The sequence below is a fragment of the Pantoea agglomerans genome (assembly GCF_021397715.1).
In the GTDB taxonomy this organism is placed as follows: Bacteria; Pseudomonadota; Gammaproteobacteria; order Enterobacterales; family Enterobacteriaceae; genus Pantoea; species Pantoea astica.
In genome coordinates, this window is the sequence record NZ_CP090207.1 from 3,181,135 (window position 1) to 3,205,958 (window position 24,824).

Below are 24,824 nucleotides of genomic sequence, written 5' to 3' on the forward strand. Positions count from 1 at the left end.
TGAAAGGTATTGGTACGCCCTACAGGATTCGAACCTGTGACCTACGGCTTAGAAGGCCGGTGCTCTATCCAACTGAGCTAAGGGCGCATGGAGATGGCACGGATTATACGTCGGGAAGCGGGTACGTCAACGTTTTTGCCGTTTCTCCGCAGCGAACTGCTGCGGTAATGACCAATTGGCGTCAGTGACGCCTGCGCCATTCGCTGAGCGACACGAGTTTACTGTTGTCGGTAAATTCTCCTTCCAGCTCAATCCCTTGTGATGTGAAACGCGCATTGTATTGCTCACGAAGTGCATGTAGCGCCGGGATGTCCGGCTCCAGCTGGCGCAGAAAGCCCAGCGCGAGCAGCAGCTGCTGGCGGCTAATAAGCGGTGGAAAACCGGCACGACTGAGAATCGCATGCCAGCGCTGGCTGTTCTCCTCGCTGCCGTCCACAATCAACACCTGCCAGATCAGCAGTACCGCTGCGCCATTATGCAGATGCGTTTCATTATCGTTGCTGAGATAGTCGGTAAACTCTTTCGCCGCCTCTTTCCCCATCATAGAGATCATTGATTCCACCTGTACCGGTGGCAGCTGCAGCCGTTTGCTGAGCCGCTGAGCGGCGTGACGTGAGCCAGCGGTGAGCAGCTGAAATCCAGCGACAAACACCACCGCCAGAGTAGCAAGCATTATCCAAATCATTACATCGTCCCCTGATTGTCCTGCAGATATCATACGCATGCAGGCCGGCACTCGTCGCGACGAAAAAGCCGGAAAGCGCGTACGCGTCTGAAACTGTAACTGACAGCGCGCCACGCTTCTGACAAAATAGCCCCCTTCCCCCGATTCAACACAACACAGTGGATTTCCTCTCTGATGGCAGCAAAAATTATGGACGGTAAAACGATTGCGCAGCAGGTGCGCCTTGAGGTTGCGGAAAAAGTGAAGCAGCGTCTGGCGGCCGGCAAACGTGCGCCGGGTCTGGCAGTGGTTCTGGTGGGTGAAAACCCGGCATCGCAGATTTATGTGGCCAGCAAACGCCGCGCCTGTGAAGAGGTCGGTTTCCTCTCCCGCTCCTACGATCTGCCCGCCACCACCCGCGAAGCGGAGCTGCTGGAGCTGATCGACCAGCTCAATCAGGACAACGACATTGATGGCATTCTGGTGCAGCTGCCGCTGCCCGCCGGCATCGACAACGTCAAAGTGCTGGAGCGCATCACGCCCGATAAAGATGTCGATGGCTTCCACCCGTATAACGTCGGTCGCCTGTGCCAGCGTGCGCCAAAACTGCGTCCCTGCACCCCGCGCGGTATCGTGACGTTGCTGGAACGCTACAACATCGACACCTACGGCCTGAACGCCGTGGTGGTTGGCGCGTCCAACATCGTTGGCCGGCCAATGAGTATGGAACTGCTGCTGGCGGGCTGTACCACCACCGTTACCCACCGTTTTACCAAAGATCTGCGTCATCACGTTGAACATGCCGATCTGCTGGTGGTTGCGGTCGGTAAACCGGGCTTTATTCCGGGCGACTGGATTAAGCCGGGCGCTATTGTGATTGATGTCGGCATTAACCGGCTGGAAAGCGGCAAAGTGGTTGGCGACGTCGATTTTGATTCCGCGTCACAGCGCGCGGCCTATATCACGCCGGTACCAGGCGGTGTCGGACCGATGACCGTTGCAACCCTGATTCAAAACACGCTGCAGGCGTGTGAAGAGTTTCATGATGGAGAGGTAGAATAAATGGCAACTTTTTCGCTGGGAAAATTCCCGCACGTCGATCTGTGTGATCTGCTGAAACTGGAAGGCTGGGTTCAGAGCGGCGCACAGGCTAAAGTCGTGATTGCCGAGGGTGAAGTGAAGGTCGATGGCGCGGTGGAAACGCGTAAACGCTGCAAAATCGTAGCCGGTCAGACCGTAGAATTTTCAGGTTTCCGCATTACTGTGGTCGCGTAAACCTCCGGCGTCCCTGCGGGGACGCTGTTACAACAACGTCTCCCCCTTCACCCGCGTCTCCCCTTCCCGCTGTTCCAGCGCAATATGATTCACCGCCGTGTGCTGCGCAATCAACGTCGCGAGCAGGGGCGAATGGCTGGTGATCCAGAGCTGACTGAACTCACTGGCTTCAGCGATTAAGCGTGCCAGCGCCGGCAGCAGATCTTCATGCAGGCTGTTCTCCGGCTCATTCAGCGCCATAAAGGCGGGTGGACGCGGGCTGAGCAGCGCCACCACCAGACAGAGAAACCGTAGCGTACCGTCAGAAAACTCAGCGCTTTCCAGCGGGCGCAGAATGCCACGTCGCGACATCAGCATCTGAAAACGACCGTTCTGGACCTCCACCTCAAACTGGCTGTCGGGAAAGGCCTGCGCCATCACCTCAAACAACAGCTCTGAATGGCCGCGCTCCACAATGGTCGCCCACGCCGCCGCCAGATTACTGCCGTCATGCGCCAGCACCGGGGCCCGGACGCCAATCTGCGGCGCACGTATCGGTGAGCCAGGCCAGACCGCGAACTCATGATAGAAACGCCACTGCTGCAGACGTTCACGCAGCTGCGAAAGCTCCGGATAGCGATGCGGTTCGCCAAGCTGACCGAACAGCGACTCTTCGGGATGCAGCACCGCCGGATAAGCGACGCGTTCGCCCTCAACGTTGTGCAGAAAGGCGGTCTGATTTTCGCGCTGCATAATGCAGGCGGAAGGACGGCGCTGCTGACCGCTCAGCCAGAGTCGCTCCTGCTTCACCAACGGATCGAGATTGAACAGGCTGGTGACCAGCGGTTCGGGAAAGCCAATCTCCAGCTGGTAATCCATATCCTCCATCACCACCGCCAGCTCCAGCCGCTTTGGATCGTGTCGGCGATCGCCCCGGCGTAAGCCACCGGCCCACATCGCTTTCTGAATGCCGCCTTCGTCAGCCAGCGCCAGCGCCAGACGCCCGCTGGCCGCCTCATGCAGCAGCCGCACCGCTTTATAGAGGTTGGATTTACCGCAGCCGTTAGGGCCGCTGACCACATTGAGCTGCTGCAGCGGCAGCGTCAGATCACGAATCGATCGAAAGCCGCGTATCTGAATCTGTTCAATCGCCATAAAAAAAGGGCGATTGCTCGCCCTCTCCGGTTTATTTGCGGCGCCAGCTGGACCCCTGCGGTCCATCTTCAACGATCACGCCGAGCGCGTTGAGCTTGTCGCGGGCGATATCCGCCTGCGCCCAGTCTTTGGCGGCACGCGCATCGGCACGCGCTTTCACCCAATGTTCAATCTCTGCGACTTCTTCATCATTCACCTGCGCGCCACTTTGCAGGAACTGCTCCGGGTCCTGTTGCAGGATGCCCAGCACGTTGGCGATTTCACGCAGCTTCGCCGCCAGGCCATTCGCTGCGTCACGATCTTCACTTTTCAGGCGATTGACTTCACGCGCCATATCAAACAGCACCGAATAGGCTTCCGGCGTGTTGAAGTCATCATCCATGGCGGTGCGGAAACGTGTTTCAAACGCTTCGCCGCCCTGGGCAGGTACGCTGCTGTCGGTGTGGCGCAGCGCGGTGTAAAGACGCTCCAGCGCCGCACGCGCCTGATTCAGGTTATCTTCGCCGTAGTTCAGCTGGCTGCGATAGTGACCGGACATCAGGAAGTAACGCACGGTTTCAGCATCATAATGTTGCAGCACATCACGCACCGTGAAGAAGTTGCCAAGCGATTTCGACATCTTCTCGCGGTCAACCATCACCATGCCGGAGTGCATCCAGTAGTTGACGTAAGGGCCGTCATGGGCGCAGCTCGACTGAGCGATCTCGTTTTCATGGTGCGGGAACATCAGATCGGAGCCGCCGCCGTGGATATCGAAATGGGTGCCGAGCTGTTTGCAGTTCATTGCCGAGCACTCGATGTGCCAGCCGGGACGACCATTGCCCCACGGCGATGACCAGGCTGGCTCATCCGCTTTGGACATTTTCCACAGCACGAAGTCCATCGGGTTGCGCTTCACGTCGGCGACTTCAACCCGCGCGCCCGCCTGCAGCTGCTCCAGATCCTGACGGGACAGCGCGCCGTAATCGGTATCGCTAAGCACATCAAACATCACGTCGCCATTGTCCGCCACATAAGCGTGACCGCGAGCGATCAGTGTTTCCACCAGCTCAATGATCTCAGCGATGTGGCGCGTGGCGCGTGGCTCCTGATCGGGCGGCAGAATGCCCAGCGCAGCGAAATCGTTGTGCATCTCACCAATCATCCGGTTGGTCAGGGTTTCGATGCTCTCGCCGTTTTCATTGGCACGCTTGATAATTTTATCGTCGATGTCGGTGATGTTACGCACGTAGTCCAGCTGGTAGCCGAGGTAACGCAGATAGCGTGCCACCACGTCAAACGCCACGAACGTCCGCCCATGACCAATGTGACAGAGGTCATACACCGTGATGCCGCAAACATACATCCCGATTTTACCGGCATGAATGGGTCTGAATTCCTCTTTCTGTCGACTCAGGGTGTTATAAATCTTAAGCATTGAACGGTTCCGTATTGGCGTGTGGTTGACACTTTTAAGTATCCAGACATTGTGCCGTATTTTTATCGCTCGCGCGACGCAAAGCAAGCCAACTGCGCCGCGCTGCTGACGCGTCATCAGAAATTATGATATAAGAACGGTCGACAAAAAGAGGCACGCCAACCGATAAAGCGGCCTCAGCAACTGACGACAACCTTTACAGGACGACAATAATGGTAACTTTCCAGACGAACCATGGCGATATCGTAATCAAAACCTTCGATGATAAAGCGCCGGCAACCGTAAAGAACTTCCTGGATTACTGCCGTGAAGGTTTCTACGACAACACCATTTTCCACCGGGTGATCAATGGTTTTATGATTCAGGGCGGCGGCTTCGAGCCGGGCATGAAGCAGAAAGCCACCAAAGATGAAATCCAGAACGAAGCCAACAATGGCCTGAAAAACACCAAAGGTACGCTGGCCATGGCACGTACCTCTGCGCCGCACTCTGCGACCGCACAGTTTTTCATCAACGTGGCTGACAATGACTTCCTGAACTTCCGTGACGAAAGCGTCCAGGGCTGGGGTTATTGTGTATTCGCCGAAGTGGTTGAAGGCATGGATGTGGTCGAGAAAATCAAGGGCGTTTCTACTGGCCGCAGCGGCATGCACCAGGATGTGCCGAAAGATGACGTGATCATCCAGAAAGTGACCGTCAGCGAGTAATGTCGCGTACCCTGTTTATCGCAGACCTCCATCTGTGTCAGGAAGAACCGGCGATCACCGCCGGTTTTCTGCATTTTTTACAGCGCGAAGCGCCACACTGCGACGCGCTCTATATTCTTGGCGATCTGTTTGAAGCCTGGATTGGTGACGACGATCCGAATCCGCTGCATCAGCAGGTCGCCAGCGCCCTGCGCGCCCTCTCCGTTCCGATCTACTTTATTCACGGCAATCGCGATTTCCTGATCGGTCAGCGCTTCGCCCGCGCCAGCGGGATGACGCTGCTGCCTGAAGAACAGGTGCTGACGCTCTACGGCCACCGCCTGCTGATCATGCACGGCGATACGCTCTGCACCGACGACGCCGGCTATCTGCGTTTTCGCGCTAAAGTCCATAACCGGTGGATTCAGCGGCTGTTTCTTGCGCTGCCACTGTCGCTGCGTAAACGCATCGCCGCCCGGATGCGTGCCGACAGCAAACAGGCCAATCAGCATAAATCCATCTCCATCATGGATGTGAACCACGAGGCGGTGACCGCCACTATGCTGCGCCAGCAGGTACGTCTGCTGATCCACGGCCATACCCACCGTCCGGCCATTCATCAGCTGACGCTACAGGATGAAACCGCGCAGCGCGCGGTACTGGGTGCCTGGCACAGCCGGGGATCGATGATTCAGCTCGACGCCAGCGGCATTCAGCTGATCGATTTCGACTTTTAATCGTCGGGAAAATCCGCCCCTTTCGCCCGACGCAACCGTTTTCCTTGCTCGCTTCTCATGCTATTCTCTGTGCCCTTCAAAACCTGTCCGCCCGGCCAGGTCTGTTTGTTCATTCACAGGAGTTGACCGCATGTCATCCAACGCCGCCCCGGCCCGCATCGCGATTGTTATGGGTTCTAAAAGTGACTGGTCCACCATGCAGTTCACTGCAGAAATCCTTACCAGCCTGGACGTGCCCTTCCATGTTGAAGTGGTCTCCGCACACCGTACGCCAGATAAACTGTTCAGCTTTGCCGAAACCGCTGCTGACCAGGGTTTTCAGGTCATTATTGCTGGCGCGGGTGGCGCGGCACATCTGCCGGGTATGCTGGCGGCTAAAACCCTGCTGCCGGTACTGGGCGTGCCGGTACAGAGCGCCGCGCTGAGCGGCGTCGATAGCCTCTATTCGATTGTGCAGATGCCGCGCGGGATTCCGGTCGGTACGCTGGCGATCGGCAAAGCTGGTGCCGCCAATGCCGCACTGCTGGCGGCGCAGATTCTGGCAATTCACGACGGCGCGCTGGCATCACGGTTGGCGAACTGGCGTCAGAGCCAGACCGATGAGGTGCTGAATCATCCCGATCCGCGGGAGGACGCATGAAGCCGGTTTGCGTACTCGGTAACGGTCAGTTAGGCCGTATGCTGCGTCAGGCGGGTGAACCGCTGGGGATTGCGGTCTATCCGGTGGGTCTGGATGCCGATCCGGCTGCCCTGCCGATGGCCGACAGCGTCATCACCGCCGAAATCGAGCGCTGGCCGGAAACCGCGCTGACGCGTGAACTGGCGAGCCACCCGGCGTTTGTGAACCGCGAGATTTTTCCGCGTCTGGCCGATCGCTTTACTCAGAAACAGCTGCTGGATCAGCTCCATCTTGCGACTGCGCCTTGGCAGTTGCTGGCCGACCAAAGCGAATGGCCGTCAGTGTTTGACTCGCTCGGCGAACTGGCGATTGTGAAACGCCGCACCGGCGGCTATGACGGTCGCGGCCAGTGGCGTCTGCGCGCCGGTGAAACCGATGCGTTGCCGGAAGAGTGCTATGGCGAATGCATCGTCGAACAGGGAATTAATTTCTCCGGCGAAGTGTCGCTGGTCGGTGCGCGCGGTCACGATGGTGGCACGGTGTTCTATCCGCTGACCCACAACCTGCATCAGGATGGCATTCTGCGCACCAGCGTGGCGTGGCCGGTGGCGGATCAGGCCCGGCAGCAGCAGGCGGAAGCGATGCTGAGCGCCATCATGCAGGAACTGAACTACGTCGGCGTAATGGCGATGGAGTGTTTTGTCACGCCGGACGGTCTGCTGATTAATGAACTGGCGCCGCGCGTTCACAACAGCGGTCACTGGACGCAGAATGGCGCCTCGATCAGCCAGTTTGAACTGCATCTGCGGGCAATTCTGGGGCTGCCGTTGCCACAGCCGGTGGTGTTTGCGCCGTCGGTGATGGTCAATCTGATTGGCACCGCCGTGAACATTGACTGGTTGCAGCAGCCGCTGGTGCATCTGCACTGGTATGACAAAGAGGTGCGTCCGGGCCGTAAGGTCGGGCATCTTAACCTGACCGACGGTGATACCGCGCGGCTCAGGGCGGCCCTTAACGCGCTGGTGCCACAGCTACCGGAAGAGTACGCCAGCGGTATCGCCTGGGCGGTTGAGAAACTGTAATCTCCGCACCGCCTGCTGATGGCTTTATCAGGCGGCTGAGCGCGATGGCGCAGTTCCCGGTAAGTCAGAGGCAGACGCCGGTCACGGGAAACGATCGCAAAAACGCAAAAACGGCATCCCTGCCAGCCCGCCACGCACCACTGCGCACCTCATCCCTGAGGTGCGCCCGTTGCCGGGCCAATGCGTTGCGGCGTTCTTATCCAGGCGGCGTGACGCTTTGCTCTGCGTTTCCCGTTACCCGCTTGCTGGTTCTGGCTGCGATCGGGAAGACGACCGGATGCTGACGACATGCGATCTGGAGGAGGATTAAACTCAGCCCTTCCTTATGCCGCATCATGCCGCATCAAACTTCCTGAACAGCGCTTTGCCTTTCAGTAACCGCACGCCAAGCCAGCCCCCGCACAGCGACAACAACAACGCGCCGCACAGCGGTAACGCCAGCCACAGCGTCCAGTCAGGCTGCCACGGAAAATCAAAGATCTTGCGCTGCAATCCCCACAGCGCCGCTTCCGCGCCAATCGCCGCGGCGACCCCGGAAACCACGCCAAGCAGGGCAAACTCGCACCATAAGGTGGTGCGCAGCAGCCGTTTACTGGCGCCCAGCGTCCGGTACACCACCAGTTCCTGACGCCGCTGACGCATCCCGACCTGAATCTGCGCCAGCAACAGCAGCACGCCGCAGGCGGTCACCAGGATCACCATAATCTCCAGCGCCTGACTGACCTGCGCCAGCACCTGGCCGATCTGCCGCATGATACTGCCGATATCCAGCAGACTCAGCGCCGGGAAGCTACGGTTCAGCTCCGCCAGTAATGCCGGATTGGCCTCCATACGGAAGCTGGTGAGCCAGGTCTGCGGCTGGCTATCCAGCGCGCCCGGCGGGAAGATAAAGAAGAAATTCGGCTTCAGGCTCTCCCAGTCCACTTTACGCAGGCTGGTGATTCTGGCGCTGAATTTTTGCGTATCGCCATCAAAGGTCAGGGTATCACCGAGTTTCAGCCCTAAGCGATTCGCCAGCTCCGCCTCCATCGAGACCTCGCCCGCTTTCGGCGGCCAGCGACCGGCAACCAGCGGATTATGATCCGGCCGCTCCGCCAGCGCGGTGAGGTTAAGTTCACGGTTGAGAGCGTTATCCCGCGTCGGATCGGCCGGTTTGCCATTGAGTTCGCTGAGCCGCACCCGCGCTATCGGGTAGAAGGTTTCGGGTTTGATCTGATGAGACTGCAGGAAATCGCGCACCTGCGGCACCTGATCCGCCGTCATATTCAGCAGGAAGAAGTTCGGACTGTCGGCCGGTAGCTGCTGCTGCCAGCGATCCAGCAGATCGCCACGCATCACCAGCAGCAGCGCCAGCAGCATAAACGACAGCGAAAAGGCGGAGAGCTGACTCAGCGTGATGCCCGGCTGACGCAGCAGGCGGTTGATCGCCAGCCGTAATGCCAGGTTGCGCACCACCAGCCGACGCAGCAGCAGCAGCGTGCCCCAGCCCAGCAACGACAGCAGTCCGGCCAGCACCACCACGCCTGCCAGCAGCGCCCACAGCATTTTACTGCCGCCTACCAGCAGCGCCAGCAGCCCCACCACCACCGCAGCCATCAGCGGAATATAGATTTTCAGCGGCCACAGGTTAGCGACCGCATCACGCCGCAGCACCCGCAACGGCTGCGTCGCCAGCAGCAGGCGATAAGGCCGCAGCCCCACCAGCAGCGAGATAACGAACAGCGAGCCAACCGCCCAGACCCACGGCCAGACGCTGGCCGCCGGTAAGCTGGCCGGCAGCACCGGTTTCAGCATCGCCATCAGTACCGCTTCAACCGCCTGGCCCAGCAGGCTGCCTGCTATCGCCGCCAGCAGCAGCACCGCCAGCCACTGACCGATAATCAACTTCTGCAACGCCCCCTGAGTGGCCCCCAGCGTCTTCAGCACCGCCACCAGATCGTAGCGACTGCGGCAATAGTGGCTCATGGCCACTGCCACCGCGGCAATCGCCAGCATCAGGGTCAGCAGCGCAGATAACAGCAGGAACTGTTGTGCCCGCTGCATCGAACGTCCCAGCGCATCCTCTGAGTTTTCCACGCTGATCCAGCGCTGGTCAGCTTTGATCTGCGGCTCTATCCAGCGGTCATAACGCGCCAGCTGCTCCGGGTTACCGGAAAATTTGTAGCGCCAGCTGATACGGCTGCCGGGCTGAATCGCTCCGGTTTTTGCCGCGTCCGCCAGGTTGATCAGCAGCCGCGGTGCCATCTCAAACGGGTTAAAACCGCCGTCCGGCTCCTGAATCACTTCACCGGCAATCCGTAGCTGAGTATCGCCCACCTCAAGCAGATCGCCGACCTTGAGATTGAGCAACGCCATCAGCCGCGGTGCCGCCAGCGCGGTGCCCGCCTGCGGCTTCAGATCCGCGGGTTGGGTCTGCAACGTGCCAAACATCGGATAGCGATCATCCACCGCCTTCACGGCTGCCAGCTGCGGCGTCTGATCGGCAAAGGTCATGGTCATAAAGGTTAGCTGCCGGCTGACCGTCAACCCGGTTTCCCGCGCTTTCTCCAGCCACGCCTCCGGCGCCGTATCACTGCTGCGCAGCGTCCGGTCGCCCGCCATAAAATCACGGCTCTGCTGGCTGAGGCCTTTCTCCATCCGATCGCTGATCGACCCCAGCGCCAGCACGCAGGCCACCGCCAGCGTCAACGCCAGCCAGACAATTAACAGCGAGGGCGAGCGCCACTCGCGCCAGAACCAGCGCCAGATCATTGCTCCTCCCATAATTTACCGTCACGCAGCCGCAGGCGACGATCGCAGCGCGCCGCCAGTTGCTCATCGTGGGTGACCAGAATCAGGGTGGTGGCAAAATCGCGGTTCAGCGAAAACAGCAGGTCGGCGATGCGATCGCCGGTTTTGCGGTCAAGATTGCCGGTCGGCTCATCGGCAAACAGCAGGCCTGGACGGCCACTGAAGGCACGCGCCAGCGCCACACGCTGCTGCTCGCCGCCGGAAAGCTGCGCCGGCAGATGGTGCAGACGCTCACCCAGCCCGAGCAGCGTCAACAGTTCCCGCGCCTGCTCGCGGCTCTGACGATCGCTGTCACCCCGCAGCAGCGACGGCAGTTGCACATTTTCCAGCGCATTCAGGGTCGGCACCAGCATAAAAGACTGAAAGACAAACCCGACCTGGCGAGCGCGTAACGCCGCACGCTGCTCTTCATTCATCTGGTGCAGCGGCTGGCCCAGCAGATGAACCTCACCGCTGCTACCATCGTCCAGCCCGGCCAGAATCCCCAGCAGGGTTGACTTACCGGAGCCCGACTCGCCGATCAGCGCGATGGTCTCGGCTGGTTTGACAACTAACTCAACTCCGGTAAGGATGGTTAACTGATGCTCTCCCTGACCGACGGATTTAGTAAGATGATGAACTTCAACAATGTTTTCCGCTGGCATTATCCCTTCCTGTTATTGATTCTTTTGCTGGTGTCGCGTTTTGCCGCCGCTGACACCCTGATGGTACTGGGCGACAGCCTGAGCGCCGGATACCGGATGTCTGCGACTGCGGCCTGGCCGAGCCTGCTGGATAAGCAGTGGCAACAGCAGCCCAGAGTGATCAACGCCAGCATCAGCGGCGATACCGCCGCACAAGGACTGGCGCGTTTGCCGGCGCTATTAAAGCAGCATCAGCCGCAATGGGTGTTAATCGAATTGGGCGGTAACGACGGTCTGCGTGGTTTCCCGCCCGCTGATATCGCGCAAAATCTGCGTAAAGTGATCGACGATGTTAAAGCCGCCAACGCGAAGCCGCTGCTGATGCAGATTCGGCTGCCGGCCAATTACGGACGCCGCTATACCGAGGCGTTCAGCGGTATCTATCCTGATTTAGCGCAGCAGTACAATATTCCGCTGGTGCCCTTTTTCATGGAGCAGGTCTATCTGAAGCCGGAGTGGATGCAGCAGGACGGTATTCATCCCAATCCGGATGCGCAATCTTTTATTGCGCAGCTGATGGCAAAAGAGCTGGCTCCCTTAGTTAAGCAGCCGTAGCGCGAACAGGCGTGCAAAAAGGGTAAAGAAATGCAAAAAACCATCCTGATAACAGGTTGTTCCAGCGGTATTGGTCTGGTGGCGGCGCACGATTTACAGGCGCGCGGCTACCGGGTGATCGCCGCCTGCCGCAAGGCGGATGATGTGGCGCGCATGGAGACGCTGGGTTTTATCGGACTGCAGCTGGATCTCGACGATCCACACAGCGTCGATCACGCTGCCGATAAGGTCATCGCGCTCAGCGATAACTGTCTCGCCGGCCTGTTTAATAATGCCGGTTTTGGTCTTTATGGACCGTTACGCACCCTCTCTCGTCAGCAGCTGGAGCAGCAGTTTTCCAGTAACTTTTTCGGCGTTCATCAGCTGACGCTGCGGCTGATCCCCGCGCTGGCGGCCAGCGGCGATGGCCGGATTATTAATACCAGTTCGGTGCTCGGGCTGATCTCGACGCCGGGCCGGGGCGCGTACGCCGCCAGTAAGTATGCGCTGGAAGCCTGGAGCGATGCGCTGCGGCTGGAGCTGCGGAGCAGTCAGATCCGCGTCAGCCTGATTGAACCGGGCCCGATTAACACCCGTTTCACCGATAATGTGACCCAGGGCGAGCAGGATAAGCCGGTGCGCAATCCGGGCATTGCCGCGCGCTTTACGCTGCCACCGGAGGCCATTCTGCCTAAACTTCGTCATGCACTCGAGAGTAAACATCCACGTTTACGCTATCCGGTGACGCTGGTCGCACATGCCATGAGCCTGTTGAAACGCTTGTTGCCAGGCTGGATGCTGGATCGCATTTTGCGCAGTCATTAAGCGCCCGGCCTGATTAGAACTTGAAGCGCGGCCAGTCGGCCCCATATTCTTTAAACACTTTTTGCAAAGAGACTTCTCCATGTCACCACATGCTTCGATAATCGACATCAACGAATCTAACCTGCATCAGACGCTTGAGCAGTCGATGCAGCTGCCGGTGCTGTTTTACTTCTGGTCTGAGCGCAGCCAGCATTGCCAGGAGCTGACGCCGGTGCTGGAGCGGCTGGCGCAGGAGTATGCCGGCCAGTTTATTCTCGCCCGACTGGATTGCGATAAAGAGCAAATGGTGGCGTCGCAGTTTGGTCTGCGCTCGATTCCAACCGTCTATCTGTTCCAGAACGGTCAGCCGGTCGATGGCTTCCAGGGACCACAACCCGAAGAAGCGATTCGCGCCCTGCTGGAAAAAGTGCTGCCGCGTGAAGAGGAGCTGAAAGCTCAGCAGGCGATGGCGCTGATGGAAGAAGGCAAGCCGCTGGAGGCGCTGCCGCTGTTAAAAGAGGCCTGGCAGCTGAGCAACCAGTCGAGCGAAATTGGCTTTCTGCTGGCCGAGGTGCTGATCACCCTGAGCCGCAGCGATGAAGCGGAAACGGTGCTGAAAGCCGTACCGTTACAGGATCAGGATACCCGTTATCAAAGCCTGATGGCGCAGATCGATCTGCTGAAACAGGCCGCAGATACGCCGGAGATTCAGCAGCTGCAATCTCAGCTGGAAGCCGACCCGACTAACGCCGGACTGGCTGCTAAACTCTCGTTACAGCTGCATCAGGTGGGTCGTAATGAAGAAGCGCTGGAACTGCTTTTCAGCTTCCTGAAATCTGATCTTAACGCTGCTGACGGCCAGGCGCGTAAAATGCTGCAGGAGATTCTGGCGGCGCTGGGAACCGGCGACGCACTCGCTGCCCGTTACCGTCGCCAGCTCTATTCCCTGCTCTACTAACGGCGGGACCACGGGCCGAAGCGACTCGGCCCGTTAATCTGACAACGCGGAGGTTGTATGATAACTGTAATTCCTGCTCTGATCGTGCTGGCGCTGGTGGCTGTCTGGGCGACCGTCAAGATTGTGCCACAGGGTTTTCAATGGACGGTTGAGCGTTTTGGCCGTTATACCCGTACGCTGCAACCCGGGTTAAGCCTGGTGGTGCCGTTCATGGATCGTGTCGGTCGTAAGATCAACATGATGGAACAGGTACTGGATATCCCCTCGCAAGAGATCATCTCTAAAGATAACGCCAACGTCACCATTGATGCGGTCTGCTTTATTCAGGTCGTTGACCCGGCGCGTGCCGCATATGAAGTCAGCAATCTTGAGCAGGCTATTCTGAACCTCACCATGACCAATATGCGCACCGTGCTTGGCAGCATGGAGCTGGACGAAATGTTGTCGCAACGCGACAGCATCAACACCCGCCTGCTGCATATCGTCGATGAAGCGACCAATCCGTGGGGCGTCAAGATTACCCGCATCGAGATCCGCGATGTTCGTCCGCCGCAGGAGCTGATCGGTGCGATGAATGCGCAGATGAAAGCGGAGCGGACCAAGCGCGCCGATATTCTCACGGCGGAAGGGGTTCGCCAGGCGGCTATCCTGCGCGCCGAAGGGGATAAACAGTCGCAGATCCTGAAAGCCGAAGGGGAACGGACCTCGGCGTTCCTGCAGGCAGAGGCGCGGGAACGGCAGGCGGAAGCGGAAGCCAACGCCACCAAAATGGTCTCTGAGGCGATTGCCGCTGGCGATATCCAGGCGATCAACTACTTCGTGGCACAGAAATATACCGACGCGCTGCAAAAAATTGGCGAGGCCGATAACAGTAAAGTGGTGATGATGCCGCTGGAGGCAAGCAGCCTGCTCGGTTCGATTGCCGGCATCGGTGAACTGCTGAAAGCATCCCGTACCGAGTCGAAACGCTGATGCTGGTCGATATCATTGCCCATCCGCACTGGTTCTGGCTGACGCTGGGCGGACTGCTACTGGCAGCAGAGATGCTGGGCACCAGCGGTTATCTGCTGTGGAGCGGCCTGGCCGCGGTAATGGTCGGCATTATCGAATGGGTAATGCCGTTTAGCTGGACCGCTCAGGGCTCAATGTTTGCCGTTCTGACGCTGGTCTGCGTCTTTTTATGGTATCGCTGGATGCGCCATCGGGAAGCGCATCAGACGCCGAATGCCCTTAATCAGCGCGGCAGCCAGATGATTGGCCTGCAGTTAACGCTGGAGAGCGCGCTGCACAACCGCACCGGCCATGTGCGAATCGGTGACAGCAGCTGGCGGGTAGAGGCAGAGCAGAATCTGCCAGCGGGCACGCCGGTCGAAGTGGTGGCGGTTGAAGGCATTACTCTGCGCATTCAGCCGCGCTTACCGCCCGGCTGAGAACAGCATCCGGCCAGATTATTGATGATTGGGCATTCGGCGCTGTCGTCGCCCGGACAGGCCTCGGCCAGCGCCAGTAAGCGTGCGCGCATCGCGTGCAGCTCTTCAATATGTGCCGCAATCTCATCGGCTTTCTGTAAGGTACGCGCCTTGACGTCGGCGCTGTGGCGCGACGGATTATTGAACAGCGCCACCAGTTCACGGCACTCATCCAGCGTAAAGCCAACCTGACGCGCCTGGCGCAACAGATTGAGTTCATCCAGATGGCGCATGCTGTAGCTGCGATAGCCATTTTCACTGCGCAACGGGGGCGTGACGACCCCCTTCTCTTCATAAAAACGAATCGCCTTGCTGGTCAGCCCGGTCTTTTTCGCCACATCGCTGATGTTCATTTTGTCCCCCTTGACCTTCCCCTTGATGGAAGGTTTATGCTTAATCATGAATCGAAACTGACCAGCCGGTCAAATCTGATCACACAAGGAGTTCATCATGTCACAGACCATTTCTCTGGCCCTGGACGGTCTGTCCTGCGGCCATTGCGTTAAACGGGTGAAAGAGGCGCTGGAACAGCGGGACGATGTTGAGCAGGCAGAGGTTACCCAGCAGGAAGCGCGGGTTTCCGGCGCGGCCGATGCGGCAGCCCTGATCGCCACCGTCGAACAGGCGGGCTATCACGCCACGCTGAAAGCGGCTGACGCTTCCCCAAAGCCTGAGCCGTTGACAGCATCGGAGCCGCCGCCGGAGGCGCTGACAACGGATACGCTCTCCCGTCCGGCAGAAAAAAACGTTCCCGCTCACATGCTGCTGATTGACGGCATGACCTGCGCCAGCTGCGTCAGCCGGGTTGAAAAGGCACTGCAGCAGGTGCCCGGCGTCAGTCAGGCCCGGGTTAACCTGGGCGAACGCAGCGCGCTGGTGCTGGGCGAGGTCGAACCGCAACAGCTGGTCGCCGCGGTGGATGCCGCGGGTTACGGCGCGCAGGTGGTCGACGATGAGCAGGAGCGGCGTGAGAAACAGCAGCAGAGTTCACGTCGCGCGATGCGCCGTTTCAGCTGGCAGGCGGCAGTGGCACTGGTTTTTGGTGTGCCGCTGATGATCTGGGGAATGATGGGCGACAACATGATGCTCACCGCCAGCAACCACGGCCGCTGGCTGACGCTGGGCGTTATCACGTTGCTGGTGATGGTGATCACCGGCACTCATTTCTATCGCAGCGCCTGGCGCAGCGCGCGCAACGGCAGCGCTACCATGGACACGCTAGTGGCACTGGGTACTGCCGCGGCCTGGATCTACTCGTTCAGCGTGGTGCTTTGGCCCGACTTTTTCCCGGCGCAGGCGCGGCACCTCTATTTCGAAGCCAGCGTCATGATCCTTGGGTTGATCAATCTCGGTCATGCGCTGGAGCAGCGGGCGCGTCAGCGATCGTCAAAAGCGCTGGAACGTCTGCTCGATCTGACCCCGGCGCAGGCGCGACGGGTCGATCCTCAGGGCGATACGCTGATCCCGATCGATGCGGTGCAGGCCGGCATGACGTTGCGTCTGGTAACCGGCGATCGGGTGCCGGTCGATGGTGAGATCACCGCTGGCGAAGCCTGGTTTGATGAGGCGATGCTGACCGGCGAAGCGGTGCCACAAAGCAAAAGCCAGGGCGACGCGGTGTTTGCCGGTACCCTGGTTCAGGATGGCTCAGTGCAGTTTGAAGCCCGCGCAACCGGCAGCCACACCACGCTGTCGCGCATTATCCGGCTGGTGCGTCAGGCGCAAAGCAGCAAGCCCGATGTCGGCCGGTTAGCCGATCGCATCTCCGCGGTTTTCGTCCCGGTGGTGGTGGCGATTGCGCTGATCAGCGGCGGCATCTGGTACCTGTTCGGACCGCAGCCGCAGATCGCCTATATGCTGGTGATTGCCACTACCGTGCTGATCATTGCCTGTCCCTGTGCGTTAGGGCTGGCAACGCCGATGTCTATTATCGCGGGCGTAGGTCGTGCCGCCGAGCTGGGCGTGCTGGTGCGAGATGCCGATGCGTTACAGCGCGCCAGCCAGATCGACACGCTGGTGTTTGATAAAACCGGTACCCTGACTGCGGGTACGCCGCAGGTCAGCGAGGTGCGGGTCTGGGGTACAGCCAGCCGTAAGTCGGTATTACAGAGTGCCGCCGCGCTGGAGTTCTCCTCCGGTCATCCGCTGGCAAAAGCCATTGTTGCCGAAGCTGACCTGCAGAGTCCGCCTGCACTGGCACAATTTCGTACAATACGCGGCAAGGGCGTCAGCGGCATACTCGATGGCAGAGCACTGCTGCTGGGCAATGCCGCCCTGCTGCAGGAAAACGGGGTGGATTGCCAGCCCGCCGCAGCCGATATCGAACGCCTGACGCAACAGGGCGCGACGCCGGTGTTGCTGGCTGAGCAGGGCCAGTTGATCGGCCTGATCGCCCTGCGCGATGCCCTGCGGCCGGAGAGCGCAACGGCGCTGAAGCGGCTGCATCAGTCGGGTTATCGCCTGATTATGCTCACCGGCGACCATCAGAAAACCGCGCAGGCCATTGCGGCTGAGGTGGGGATTGATGAGGTGATCGCGGGCGTACTGCCGGAAGGCAAAGCCGCGGCGATTGCGCAGTTGCAGCAGCAGGGACGACGCGTTGCGATGGTCGGTGATGGCATTAACGATGCGCCGGCGCTGGCCCAGGCTGAAGTGGGTATTGCGATGGGCGGCGGCAGCGATGTGGCGGTTGAAACCGCGGGCATTACCCTGATGCGCGCCGATCTCAACAGCGTGGCCGATGCGTTAGCGATCTCGTCAGCGACGCTGCGGAATATCCGGCAGAACCTGTTCGGCGCATTTATTTATAACAGCCTCGGTATTCCGGTGGCGGCTGGCGTGCTCTATCCGCTGACCGGTACGTTACTCAGCCCGATTGTGGCGGGTGCTGCGATGGCGCTCTCCTCAATTACCGTGGTGGCGAATGCTAATCGCCTGCTGCGCTATCAGCCCCCGCGCCAGGATTAGCCGTTTCGGTGCTGTTTTTCAAAGCCTGAAGCCGCTAGCATGGGGGTTTAACATAGCGAAGGACCGGGAATGACAGGCAACGTTTGGCGCTCACTGCGCGGCTTTATCAGCCAACTCTTTCCCGCCAGTTATCGCTGGCCGGCCATGGATGTCCGGCTCGGCGATTGTCATCTGCACCTGGTGGGCAGCATTCATATGGGCACGCGGGATATGCAGCCGCTGCCTGCGCGGCTGCTGCGTCAGTTGCAGAAAGCGGATGCACTGATCGTCGAAGCGGATATTACTCAGGGTGGCTCACCGTTCGATCGCAGCGCAGAACGTCCACCGCTGGCTACCCGGCTGGATGACGCGGCTCTGCAAACGCTCACCGGCCTGTGTGATGAGATGAACCTGTCGATCGGTTCGTTTGACACCCTGCCCGCCTGGCAAATTGCACTGATGCTACAGGCGCAGCAGGCGCAGCGGCTGGGATTACGCCCCGACTACGGCATTGACTATCAGCTGTTGCAGGCAGCAAAGCAGTGGAACAAGCCGGTGATAGAGCTGGAGGGCGCTGAGGCGCAGATCGCCCTGCTGAATACCCTGCCGGATGATGGTATGGCGCTGCTGCAGGATACGCTGACCCACTGGCATACCAACGCCCGGCTGCTGCAGATGATGGTGAGCTGGTGGCTGGATACGCCGCCGCGTCAGCCGCAGATTGCGCTGCCCGCGACCTTCAGTCAGGCGCTGAATGATACGTTGATCGGTCAGCGTAATGCGCAGTGGCGGGATAAACTGCAGGCCTTAGCGGCGGGGGAATATGTGGTGGCAGTTGGTGCGCTGCATCTTTACGGTGAGGATAACCTGCCCGGGATGCTGAAGAAGCCCTGAAAAAAAGAGAGCCGGTAATGTTACCGGCCCGTCAAAGAGGAATTTGTTTATGATTTTGGTTATCGCTCAGCAATCAGATTGCTGGCGCGCGGCCAATTCTCGCCCAAAGCACAAATTTTCGCCACCTTTATTCATTCATCTGTGGTAATAAGATTTTTCTCAGGAAGGGACCGGTATGACACCTGCGGTAAAATTGCTGGAAAAACAAAAAGTCAGCTTCACTCTGCACCCCTACGAACATGACAGTCACGAAACCCACTTTGGCGATGAGGCGGTGCGGAAACTGAATCTGGACGCACGTCAGGTGTACAAAACGCTGCTGGTGGCGCTGAATGGTGAAGCGAAACAGCTGGCGGTGGCGGTTACGCCGGTGTCGACCCAGCTCGATCTGAAAAAAGTCGCGAAAGCACTGGGCGCGAAAAAGGTGGATATGGCCGATCCGCTGCAGGCGCAGCGGGTGACCGGCTACCTGGTGGGCGGCATCAGCCCGCTGGGCCAGAAGAAACGGCTACCCACGGTGATCGATATTTCTGCTGCTGACTTTGCCACCATTTTTGTTTCCGGCGGCAAGCGCGGGCTCGATATAGAACTGGCACCGCAGGATCTGGCCCGCCTGCTGGCTGCGCCGCTGGCGGACATTGCCCGCCACGATTAAACCCGCGGCTGAGCGCACAGCTGATCGATCATCCAGCGTCCCGCCGGGCCCGGCGGGTTTCGCCGCGACCAGATCACCTCAACCGCGATATGCTGCGGCCAGCCCGGCAGTGGCAACTCCTGCAACACGCCGTGGCCAAACTGCTTTACCAGCCAGCGCGGCAGGATGCTCCAGCCAAAGCCCTGCTCCGCCATCTCCAGCAGGAGTAAATAGGTGGGTGCCGACCAGACCCGCCCCAGTGAGATCGGTTCCCGCTGCTCGACCCAGGTGTTCAGCCGCAGATGTCGTACCTCTTCAAGCTGACTTTCACTGACGGCGTTGAGCGTCGCCAGTGGATGATCGCGATGCAGATAGACGGCCATTTCCGCTTCCACCTGCAACCGTGCCACGGCGATATCCGCTGGCAGCGCGGGCTGCGCCCGGACCACGCCAAGGTGAACGCGTCCGGCCTGCAGCAGATCCAGCACATCGCCATCCTCTGCAATCATGCACTCCAGCTCAATCTCCGGGTAGCGCGCGTCAAACTGCTTGAGCAGATGTTCGTGATGATCGGTTTGCCAGAAGTCGGAAACGGCAAAACTTAATCGGGGCTCGACGCCCTGCGATAAACGTATCGCCAGCGCATCGAGCCGCTCACTGGCTGCCAGGATCTGCTGCACCTGCGGCAGGGCGCGTCGTCCCTGCTCGGTTAATATTGGCTGGCGTCCGCCACGATCAAACAGCACAAAGCCGAGATCGTCTTCTAAATTCGCTACCGCTGCACTGATGGTGGACTGGCTTTTTCCCAGCGCGCGGGCGGCGGCTGAAAACGAGCCGCTGGTGACGGTCTGAACAAACGCCTCAAGGGATTCCGGGGAGTAACGCATCTTATCCATCGCTTTTTTCGATAGGTATTCATTTTATTCTAGCATCCGGTGGTGAGAGAATGCGTGGCATAAACGAAGGAGAATGAAGCAATGCGTACCCGCTCAATCAAAGAACGTATTTTACATGCCGTCTGTTTTGAAACGCTGGCGATCCTGACCGTGTCGCCGCTGGCCGCCTGGGTAATGAATAAGCCGCTGTTTCAGATGGGATCGCTGGCCATTATGTTGTCCACCGTCGCCATGCTGTGGAACATGATCTACAACACCGGATTTGATCGACTGCATCCGCCGGGACAGAAGCGCAGCGCCGGCGTGCGCGTGCTGCACGCGCTGGGATTCGAAGGAGGATTTATTCTGATCGGCCTGCCGATTGCCGCCTGGATGCTGGATATTTCACTGTGGCAGGCTTTCCTGGTGGAAGTGGGCTTCTTCCTGTTCTTCCTGCCTTACACCATGGGCTATAACTGGATCTGGGATAAACTGCGCGAGCGCTGGATCAGCCGTAAATCCTGTCAGGCATAAAGAAAATCGGGAGGCGCTATGCCTCCCGAAACGTTCAGTGGGCCCGGGCTGTTTCATTCCCCCACGGCCAGATCCATGCCAGAATCATTTTGGGGTAGTTGCGTTTACGCGCTTTCTCCGCCGCCTCATCACGTTGCCTGATCTGCTCATCGGTAAGATGCACAACCTGGCCTTGTGGCTGATAGTCGCTGGCTTTGACCGGTGAGTGCGCCTTGATAAAGTCGCGCAGCACCTGCGCATCCTGCGCGCCGCTGTTAACGTAACCGGCATGGTTATCCAGTCGTGGATAGCCGTCGCCGCCCGCCGCATTAAAGCTGTTGGTGGCCATGCGATAGTGCTGTGTATCCTGCAGCGGCTTGCCGTTGATACGGATATTGCTGGCCTCTTTGCCGTCAGCCGTCAGGCTGATACCCGCAAACTGGGCGTAGCCGCCTGAGTCAGGCTGGATATTGGCGACCACCGCCAGATATTTTTTGATCTCCGCACCGGTCAGGCTCACCGACACCACCTGATTGCCAAACGGCTGGACCTGCAGCAGATCGCGCCAGCTCAGTTTGCCCGATTTCAGAGAAGTTCGGATACCGCCGCCGCTCATCACCGCAAAGTCCGCTTTAGTGTGCGCCATCTGCGCGCGTAAAATCAGCTGGCCGAGATTGGTCTGCTCAAAGCGCACCTGCTCTTTTTCGCCATTAAAATCTCCCACTATGCTGCCGACGTTGACGGTCAGCTTCGCCTCAGCCCGTTTCTGAAACGGCATCAGCAGCTTCATCATGGCGCTGTTTTTCGGGATCTCCTGCTGCCAGGTGAGCCAGGTTTCGCTGCCGTCTGCGTTTTTCACCAGATGTTTGAGATTAACCGGCACCAGCTGGTAGGACTCCAGCGTCACCTGACCATTACGGAAGGTGAAATCGCCGCGCCCGACATATTTGCCCCATTTCTCTGCCTGCATAATCCAGATGCCGTTCTGTTTATCGGGCTGGCAGGGCTGACCCGGCTGATAATTTTTTACGCTGACGTTCTCTTTTTCCATGCAGACCGCATCGTGCGAGTGACCGCCGACAATCAGGTCAAGGGTCCCGGCCGGCAGGCTGCGCGCCAGGGTAACATCACCGATACCGTTGCTGCCGTGTTTGCCGTCGTCGTAGTGGCCCAGATGCGTCAGTGCGATAATCACGTCCGGCTTCTCGGTGGCGCGTAACTCAGCCACCGCTTTGACCGTCTCGGCGACGGGATCACGAAATTCGATATCGGTTAAGCCGGCCGGATTGGCCAGCCGTGCCGTATCAGGCGTGATCAGCCCCAGCACCGCAATTTTCAGGCCGAGACGATTGAACACCGCCCAGGGTTTGAACATCCGCTCGCCGCTGCTTTTCTGGTAGACGTTGGCGGCCAGCAACGGGAATCGCGCCCACTTCTCCTGCTTGCGCAGCACCGCAATCGGCTTATCAAATTCATGATTGCCGAGCGCCATCGCATCGTAGCCAATCAGGTTCATGCCACGGAAATCGGGTTCGGCATCCAGTTCATCCGACTCCGGCACGCCGGTATTTACGTCACCCGCCGAAAGAATTAACGCGCCACCGCCTTTGGCCTGCACCTCGTAGCGCAGGCTATCCATCAGCGTTTTCTGTGCTGCCAGACCATATTCACCCTGCGGATTAAACCAGAAGTGACCATGTTCATCATTGGTGTGCAGCAGGCTAAAACGGTACGTGCGGTCTGGCTCTGCAGCCTGAGAAAACAGCGGCATTAACGCCAGTACCAGCGCACCGCCCAATCCTGCCCATCGTGATAACAACACCGTTAATCTCCTTATTTCTCTCTGGCCGGTTTCTCTCTGCGGGTTCGCTGACCGGACTGCCCCACTGTTTCGCACATTATTCTGATGAACTCAAGGCCAACGCACACTGGGTGCGCGATTAACCCTAACCGGGGGCGCGTTTTCAGCGCGCCGTAAGCGGGCCCGGCAGGCTGAATCGTGAACTCCAGCGCAAAACCGCGCCAGGATGAGGTTTATCAGGCGGCCAGGCGCATTTTCCGGTTATTCGCGTCACGCTTAGGGCATTTAACGGCATGCTTTTTTATTTAGCCGGCCCTTGATAAAGCGTCAATCCGGCCCATATTCTCGATAATCAGCCAAAACAGGCTTTCTGTTGCGTTTTCATCTCTTTTAATCGTTTTTTTCTGCTCTTCCCGCAAATTGCTCAGCGAAAGCGCCTGTTTTGCATTAAACTCATTTGTTACAAGCGGATACATTTGTATACAAGGAGACAGGCATGCATCACACCACACCGTTGATCACCACTATTGTCGGGGCGCTGGTTCTGGCCTTTCTCCTTGGGATGCTGGCAAACCGCCTGCGTATTTCACCGCTGGTCGGCTACCTGCTGGCGGGCGTGATGGCCGGCCCCTTTACGCCGGGTTTTGTCGCGGATACCAATCTCGCGCCGGAACTGGCGGAGCTGGGCGTGATCCTGCTGATGTTCGGCGTTGGCCTGCATTTTTCTATGAAAGATCTGATGTCGGTAAAGTCGATCGCCATTCCCGGTGCCGTCGCGCAGATCGCGGTGGCGACGTTACTGGGAATGGGGCTGTCATGGACGCTGGGATGGTCGTGGATGACCGGTCTGGTGTTTGGCCTCTGTCTCTCTACCGCCAGTACCGTGGTGTTACTGCGGGCATTAGAAGAGCGCCAGCTGATTGATAGCCAGCGCGGCCAGATCGCCATTGGCTGGCTGATTGTTGAAGACCTGGTGATGGTGCTGACGCTGGTACTGCTGCCCGCGATTGCCGGCATGATGGAACAGGGGAACGCCAGCGCCGGTTTGCTGGCGTGGGACCTGCTGTGGACCATCGGTAAAGTCGCCGCCTTTATGATACTGATGATGGTGGTCGGCCGCCGCGCCGTGCCCTGGATTCTTGCCCGCAGCGCCGCCACCGGCTCACGCGAGCTGTTTACGCTGGCGGTGTTAGCGCTGGCGCTGGGGATTGCCTTTGGCGCCGTTGAATTTTTCGATGTCTCATTCGCGCTCGGCGCCTTCTTTGCCGGTATGGTGCTGAACGAATCTGAACTGAGCCATCGTGCCGCCCGGGATACCCTGCCGCTGCGCGACGCCTTTGCCGTGCTGTTCTTCGTCTCGGTCGGTATGCTGTTTGATCCCGCCATCCTGGTGACGCAGCCGCTGGCGGTGCTGGGCGCGCTGGTGATTATTGTGGTGGGGAAATCGATGGCCGCCTGGCTGCTGGTGACGCTGCTGGGCCACTCCCGCCGCACCGCCTTAACTATCTCGGTCAGTCTGGCGCAGATTGGCGAGTTCGCCTTTATTCTCGCCGGACTCGGCATCTCGCTCGGCCTGCTCAGTGATGAAGGACGCAATCTGGTGCTGGCGGCCGCGATCCTGTCGATCATGCTCAACCCGATTCTGTTTACCCTGCTGGAGCGTTTTCTGGCGAAAACCGAAACCATCGAGGAGCAGACGCTGGAAGAAGCGATCGAGGAAGAGAAGCAGATTCCGGTGAATTTCTGCAATCATGCGGTGATTGTCGGCTATGGCCGGGTCGGTAGCCTGATCGGCCAGAAGCTGATTGAGGCCAACGTGCCGCTGGTGGTGGTTGAAAATTCTCGTCCACGCGTCGAAGCACTGCGCGAGCAAGGGATTAAAGCGGTGCTGGGCAATGCGGCACGCGCTGAAACCATGGAACTGGCGCGGCTCGATTGCGCCCGCTGGCTGTTGCTGACTATCCCGAATGGCTATGAAGCGGGCGAAGTGGTCACCGCCGCGCGCGAGAAGCATCAGAATATCGAGATTATCGCCCGCGCCCACTATGACGATGAAGTGGAATATATTATGGAACGCGGCGCAACCCGCGTGGTGATGGGCGAACGTGAGATCGCCAGCAGTATGCTGCAAATCCTGCAGGATGAGATGACGCAGGGCGAAGATTTACAGCCCTGCGATGTCGTGCGCTGATTCATCTGGCCCGGCTAGCTGTGAGACCGTGACGGCACAGGGAACAGGGTCAGATCGGAAAGACGCTAAAGCCAATCCATGACCTGCCCGGCCCGCCCGATTACGCACCTCATCCCTG

General features: G+C 59.0%; 25 protein-coding genes and 1 tRNA gene. 16 read left to right on the forward strand and 10 right to left on the reverse strand.

From position 1 onward, the window contains the following. Nucleotides 1-10 precede the first annotated feature (10 nt). Both LZU96_RS15255 and LZU96_RS15260 read right to left on the reverse strand, forming a co-directional pair. Nucleotides 11-87 (reverse strand) — tRNA-Arg (locus LZU96_RS15255). A gap of 94 nt (nucleotides 88-181) precedes the next feature. Further along, nucleotides 182-685 carry a DUF1198 family protein gene (locus LZU96_RS15260; RefSeq protein WP_233985063.1) on the reverse strand — a complete coding sequence of 168 codons (504 nt, stop codon included), beginning with the start codon at nucleotides 683-685 and terminating at the stop codon, nucleotides 182-184. A 174-nt stretch (nucleotides 686-859) separates the two neighbouring features. Between LZU96_RS15260 and folD the strand changes: the two genes are divergently transcribed. Both folD and ybcJ read left to right on the forward strand, forming a co-directional pair. Beyond that, nucleotides 860-1,726 (forward strand): bifunctional methylenetetrahydrofolate dehydrogenase/methenyltetrahydrofolate cyclohydrolase FolD, encoded by an 867-nt coding sequence (gene folD, locus LZU96_RS15265; protein ID WP_233985064.1) that lies wholly within the window; start codon nucleotides 860-862, stop codon nucleotides 1,724-1,726. After that, nucleotides 1,727-1,939, forward strand: a complete 213-nt coding sequence (gene ybcJ / locus LZU96_RS15270; protein WP_031376075.1) for a ribosome-associated protein YbcJ — start codon at nucleotides 1,727-1,729, stop codon at nucleotides 1,937-1,939. A 27-nt stretch (nucleotides 1,940-1,966) separates the two neighbouring features. Here the strand turns inward: ybcJ and LZU96_RS15275 are convergent, their stop codons facing one another. Together LZU96_RS15275 and cysS are read right to left on the reverse strand one after the other, a co-directional pair. Beyond that, a complete protein-coding gene (locus LZU96_RS15275) occupies nucleotides 1,967-3,073 on the reverse strand; it encodes an AAA family ATPase (RefSeq protein ID WP_233985065.1) in 1,107 nt (368 codons plus the stop codon). Between the two features lie 31 nt (nucleotides 3,074-3,104). Further along, a complete protein-coding gene (gene cysS, locus LZU96_RS15280; protein WP_233985066.1) occupies nucleotides 3,105-4,490 on the reverse strand; it encodes a cysteine--tRNA ligase in 1,386 nt (461 codons plus the stop codon). Nucleotides 4,491-4,702: 212 nt separating this feature from the next. On the opposite strand from cysS, the gene ppiB reads away from it, so the two are divergent. The 4 genes from ppiB to purK all read left to right on the forward strand — a co-directional run bounded on the left by ppiB (nucleotide 4,703) and on the right by purK (nucleotide 7,614). Then, nucleotides 4,703-5,197: a peptidylprolyl isomerase B gene (gene ppiB, locus LZU96_RS15285; protein WP_031376072.1), complete on the forward strand. Its 495-nt coding sequence runs from the start codon at nucleotides 4,703-4,705 to the stop codon at nucleotides 5,195-5,197. Then, complete coding sequence (gene lpxH / locus LZU96_RS15290) at nucleotides 5,197-5,913, forward strand: UDP-2,3-diacylglucosamine diphosphatase (protein WP_233985067.1); 717 nt, start codon at nucleotides 5,197-5,199, stop codon at nucleotides 5,911-5,913. Before ppiB ends, lpxH begins: the two co-directional genes overlap by 1 nt. A 130-nt stretch (nucleotides 5,914-6,043) precedes the next feature. Beyond that, the gene (gene purE / locus LZU96_RS15295; RefSeq protein WP_233985068.1) at nucleotides 6,044-6,553 is read left to right on the forward strand and encodes a 5-(carboxyamino)imidazole ribonucleotide mutase; all 510 of its coding nucleotides are present in this window, start codon (nucleotides 6,044-6,046) and stop codon (nucleotides 6,551-6,553) included. Next, nucleotides 6,550-7,614 carry a 5-(carboxyamino)imidazole ribonucleotide synthase gene (gene purK / locus LZU96_RS15300; protein ID WP_233985069.1) on the forward strand — a complete coding sequence of 355 codons (1,065 nt, stop codon included), beginning with the start codon at nucleotides 6,550-6,552 and terminating at the stop codon, nucleotides 7,612-7,614. The genes purE and purK overlap by 4 nt, the downstream gene beginning before the upstream one ends. Before the next feature lie 333 nt (nucleotides 7,615-7,947). Here purK and ybbP read toward each other — a convergent pair whose 3' ends face one another. After that, nucleotides 7,948-10,365, reverse strand: coding sequence for a putative ABC transporter permease subunit YbbP (gene ybbP / locus LZU96_RS15305; RefSeq protein ID WP_233985070.1), 2,418 nt, complete (start codon nucleotides 10,363-10,365; stop codon nucleotides 7,948-7,950). Further along, on the reverse strand, nucleotides 10,362-11,048 hold the full coding sequence (gene ybbA, locus LZU96_RS15310; RefSeq protein ID WP_009091595.1) for a putative ABC transporter ATP-binding protein YbbA: 687 nt from the start codon (nucleotides 11,046-11,048) through the stop codon (nucleotides 10,362-10,364). The genes ybbP and ybbA overlap by 4 nt, the downstream gene beginning before the upstream one ends. Here ybbA and tesA point away from each other — a divergent pair. The 5 genes from tesA (at nucleotide 11,016) to LZU96_RS15335 (ending at nucleotide 14,813) form a co-directional block, all read left to right on the forward strand. Further along, nucleotides 11,016-11,642: a multifunctional acyl-CoA thioesterase I/protease I/lysophospholipase L1 gene (gene tesA, locus LZU96_RS15315; protein WP_233985071.1), complete on the forward strand. Its 627-nt coding sequence runs from the start codon at nucleotides 11,016-11,018 to the stop codon at nucleotides 11,640-11,642. The two genes, ybbA and tesA, sit on opposite strands and share 33 nt — an antisense overlap. A 30-nt stretch (nucleotides 11,643-11,672) precedes the next feature. Beyond that, complete coding sequence (locus LZU96_RS15320; protein WP_233985072.1) at nucleotides 11,673-12,446, forward strand: SDR family oxidoreductase; 774 nt, start codon at nucleotides 11,673-11,675, stop codon at nucleotides 12,444-12,446. 79 nt (nucleotides 12,447-12,525) lie between these two features. Further along, on the forward strand, nucleotides 12,526-13,383 hold the full coding sequence (locus LZU96_RS15325; protein WP_233985073.1) for a co-chaperone YbbN: 858 nt from the start codon (nucleotides 12,526-12,528) through the stop codon (nucleotides 13,381-13,383). A 57-nt stretch (nucleotides 13,384-13,440) separates the two neighbouring features. Continuing rightward, complete coding sequence (locus LZU96_RS15330; protein ID WP_233985074.1) at nucleotides 13,441-14,355, forward strand: SPFH domain-containing protein; 915 nt, start codon at nucleotides 13,441-13,443, stop codon at nucleotides 14,353-14,355. Then, nucleotides 14,355-14,813, forward strand: a complete 459-nt coding sequence (locus LZU96_RS15335) for an NfeD family protein (RefSeq protein ID WP_233985075.1) — start codon at nucleotides 14,355-14,357, stop codon at nucleotides 14,811-14,813. Before LZU96_RS15330 ends, LZU96_RS15335 begins: the two co-directional genes overlap by 1 nt. Here LZU96_RS15335 and cueR read toward each other — a convergent pair. Then, the gene (cueR, locus tag LZU96_RS15340) at nucleotides 14,789-15,205 is read right to left on the reverse strand and encodes a Cu(I)-responsive transcriptional regulator (protein WP_233985076.1); all 417 of its coding nucleotides are present in this window, start codon (nucleotides 15,203-15,205) and stop codon (nucleotides 14,789-14,791) included. The two genes, LZU96_RS15335 and cueR, sit on opposite strands and share 25 nt — an antisense overlap. Before the next feature lie 97 nt (nucleotides 15,206-15,302). On the opposite strand from cueR, the gene copA reads away from it, so the two are divergent. The 3 genes from copA (at nucleotide 15,303) to ybaK (ending at nucleotide 19,347) form a co-directional block, all read left to right on the forward strand. Further along, nucleotides 15,303-17,819 (forward strand): copper-exporting P-type ATPase CopA, encoded by a 2,517-nt coding sequence (gene copA, locus LZU96_RS15345; RefSeq protein WP_233985077.1) that lies wholly within the window; start codon nucleotides 15,303-15,305, stop codon nucleotides 17,817-17,819. A gap of 69 nt (nucleotides 17,820-17,888) precedes the next feature. After that, the gene (locus tag LZU96_RS15350) at nucleotides 17,889-18,692 is read left to right on the forward strand and encodes a TraB/GumN family protein (protein ID WP_233985078.1); all 804 of its coding nucleotides are present in this window, start codon (nucleotides 17,889-17,891) and stop codon (nucleotides 18,690-18,692) included. Between the two features lie 175 nt (nucleotides 18,693-18,867). Next, a complete protein-coding gene (gene ybaK / locus LZU96_RS15355; protein WP_233985079.1) occupies nucleotides 18,868-19,347 on the forward strand; it encodes a Cys-tRNA(Pro)/Cys-tRNA(Cys) deacylase YbaK in 480 nt (159 codons plus the stop codon). Here the strand turns inward: ybaK and LZU96_RS15360 are convergent. Next, entirely contained in the window at nucleotides 19,344-20,213 is an 870-nt protein-coding gene (locus tag LZU96_RS15360; protein ID WP_233988213.1) for a LysR family transcriptional regulator, read from the reverse strand. The genes ybaK and LZU96_RS15360 overlap by 4 nt on opposite strands. Before the next feature lie 90 nt (nucleotides 20,214-20,303). Here LZU96_RS15360 and LZU96_RS15365 point away from each other — a divergent pair, with 90 nt between their 5' ends. Further along, nucleotides 20,304-20,735: a multidrug/biocide efflux PACE transporter gene (locus tag LZU96_RS15365; RefSeq protein WP_233985080.1), complete on the forward strand. Its 432-nt coding sequence runs from the start codon at nucleotides 20,304-20,306 to the stop codon at nucleotides 20,733-20,735. 34 nt (nucleotides 20,736-20,769) lie between these two features. Here the strand turns inward: LZU96_RS15365 and ushA are convergent, their stop codons facing one another. Together ushA and LZU96_RS15375 are read right to left on the reverse strand one after the other, a co-directional pair. Beyond that, nucleotides 20,770-22,536, reverse strand: coding sequence for a bifunctional UDP-sugar hydrolase/5'-nucleotidase UshA (gene ushA / locus LZU96_RS15370; protein WP_233985081.1), 1,767 nt, complete (start codon nucleotides 22,534-22,536; stop codon nucleotides 20,770-20,772). 284 nt (nucleotides 22,537-22,820) lie between these two features. Further along, complete coding sequence (locus LZU96_RS15375; protein WP_233985082.1) at nucleotides 22,821-22,991, reverse strand: hypothetical protein; 171 nt, start codon at nucleotides 22,989-22,991, stop codon at nucleotides 22,821-22,823. A gap of 20 nt (nucleotides 22,992-23,011) precedes the next feature. Here LZU96_RS15375 and ybaL point away from each other — a divergent pair, with 20 nt between their 5' ends. Then, entirely contained in the window at nucleotides 23,012-24,706 is a 1,695-nt protein-coding gene (gene ybaL / locus LZU96_RS15380; protein WP_233985083.1) for a YbaL family putative K(+) efflux transporter, read from the forward strand. The last annotated feature ends 118 nt before the right edge of the window (nucleotides 24,707-24,824 follow it).

Excerpts from the sequence above, each read along its gene's own strand:
- lpxH (WP_233985067.1), top strand. The coding sequence starts at position 5,197 with ATGTCGCGTACCCTGTTTATCGCAGACCTCCATCTGTGTCAGGAAGAA.
- purE (WP_233985068.1), top strand. The coding sequence starts at position 6,044 with ATGTCATCCAACGCCGCCCCGGCCCGCATCGCGATTGTTATGGGTTCT.
- ybbP (WP_233985070.1), bottom strand. The coding sequence starts at position 10,365 with ATGATCTGGCGCTGGTTCTGGCGCGAGTGGCGCTCGCCCTCGCTGTTA.
- cysS (WP_233985066.1), bottom strand. The coding sequence starts at position 4,490 with ATGCTTAAGATTTATAACACCCTGAGTCGACAGAAAGAGGAATTCAGA.
- LZU96_RS15350 (WP_233985078.1), top strand. The coding sequence starts at position 17,889 with ATGACAGGCAACGTTTGGCGCTCACTGCGCGGCTTTATCAGCCAACTC.
- purK (WP_233985069.1), top strand. The coding sequence starts at position 6,550 with ATGAAGCCGGTTTGCGTACTCGGTAACGGTCAGTTAGGCCGTATGCTG.
- cueR (WP_233985076.1), bottom strand. The coding sequence starts at position 15,205 with ATGAACATCAGCGATGTGGCGAAAAAGACCGGGCTGACCAGCAAGGCG.
- folD (WP_233985064.1), top strand. The coding sequence starts at position 860 with ATGGCAGCAAAAATTATGGACGGTAAAACGATTGCGCAGCAGGTGCGC.
- copA (WP_233985077.1), top strand. The coding sequence starts at position 15,303 with ATGTCACAGACCATTTCTCTGGCCCTGGACGGTCTGTCCTGCGGCCAT.
- LZU96_RS15325 (WP_233985073.1), top strand. The coding sequence starts at position 12,526 with ATGTCACCACATGCTTCGATAATCGACATCAACGAATCTAACCTGCAT.
- ybaK (WP_233985079.1), top strand. The coding sequence starts at position 18,868 with ATGACACCTGCGGTAAAATTGCTGGAAAAACAAAAAGTCAGCTTCACT.
- LZU96_RS15275 (WP_233985065.1), bottom strand. The coding sequence starts at position 3,073 with ATGGCGATTGAACAGATTCAGATACGCGGCTTTCGATCGATTCGTGAT.
- LZU96_RS15330 (WP_233985074.1), top strand. The coding sequence starts at position 13,441 with ATGATAACTGTAATTCCTGCTCTGATCGTGCTGGCGCTGGTGGCTGTC.
- LZU96_RS15320 (WP_233985072.1), top strand. The coding sequence starts at position 11,673 with ATGCAAAAAACCATCCTGATAACAGGTTGTTCCAGCGGTATTGGTCTG.
- ybaL (WP_233985083.1), top strand. The coding sequence starts at position 23,012 with ATGCATCACACCACACCGTTGATCACCACTATTGTCGGGGCGCTGGTT.
- LZU96_RS15360 (WP_233988213.1), bottom strand. The coding sequence starts at position 20,213 with ATGCGTTACTCCCCGGAATCCCTTGAGGCGTTTGTTCAGACCGTCACC.
- ybbA (WP_009091595.1), bottom strand. The coding sequence starts at position 11,048 with ATGCCAGCGGAAAACATTGTTGAAGTTCATCATCTTACTAAATCCGTC.
- LZU96_RS15260 (WP_233985063.1), bottom strand. The coding sequence starts at position 685 with ATGATTTGGATAATGCTTGCTACTCTGGCGGTGGTGTTTGTCGCTGGA.
- ppiB (WP_031376072.1), top strand. The coding sequence starts at position 4,703 with ATGGTAACTTTCCAGACGAACCATGGCGATATCGTAATCAAAACCTTC.
- LZU96_RS15365 (WP_233985080.1), top strand. The coding sequence starts at position 20,304 with ATGCGTACCCGCTCAATCAAAGAACGTATTTTACATGCCGTCTGTTTT.
- LZU96_RS15335 (WP_233985075.1), top strand. The coding sequence starts at position 14,355 with ATGCTGGTCGATATCATTGCCCATCCGCACTGGTTCTGGCTGACGCTG.
- tesA (WP_233985071.1), top strand. The coding sequence starts at position 11,016 with ATGATGAACTTCAACAATGTTTTCCGCTGGCATTATCCCTTCCTGTTA.
- LZU96_RS15375 (WP_233985082.1), bottom strand. The coding sequence starts at position 22,991 with ATGTATCCGCTTGTAACAAATGAGTTTAATGCAAAACAGGCGCTTTCG.
- ybcJ (WP_031376075.1), top strand. The coding sequence starts at position 1,727 with ATGGCAACTTTTTCGCTGGGAAAATTCCCGCACGTCGATCTGTGTGAT.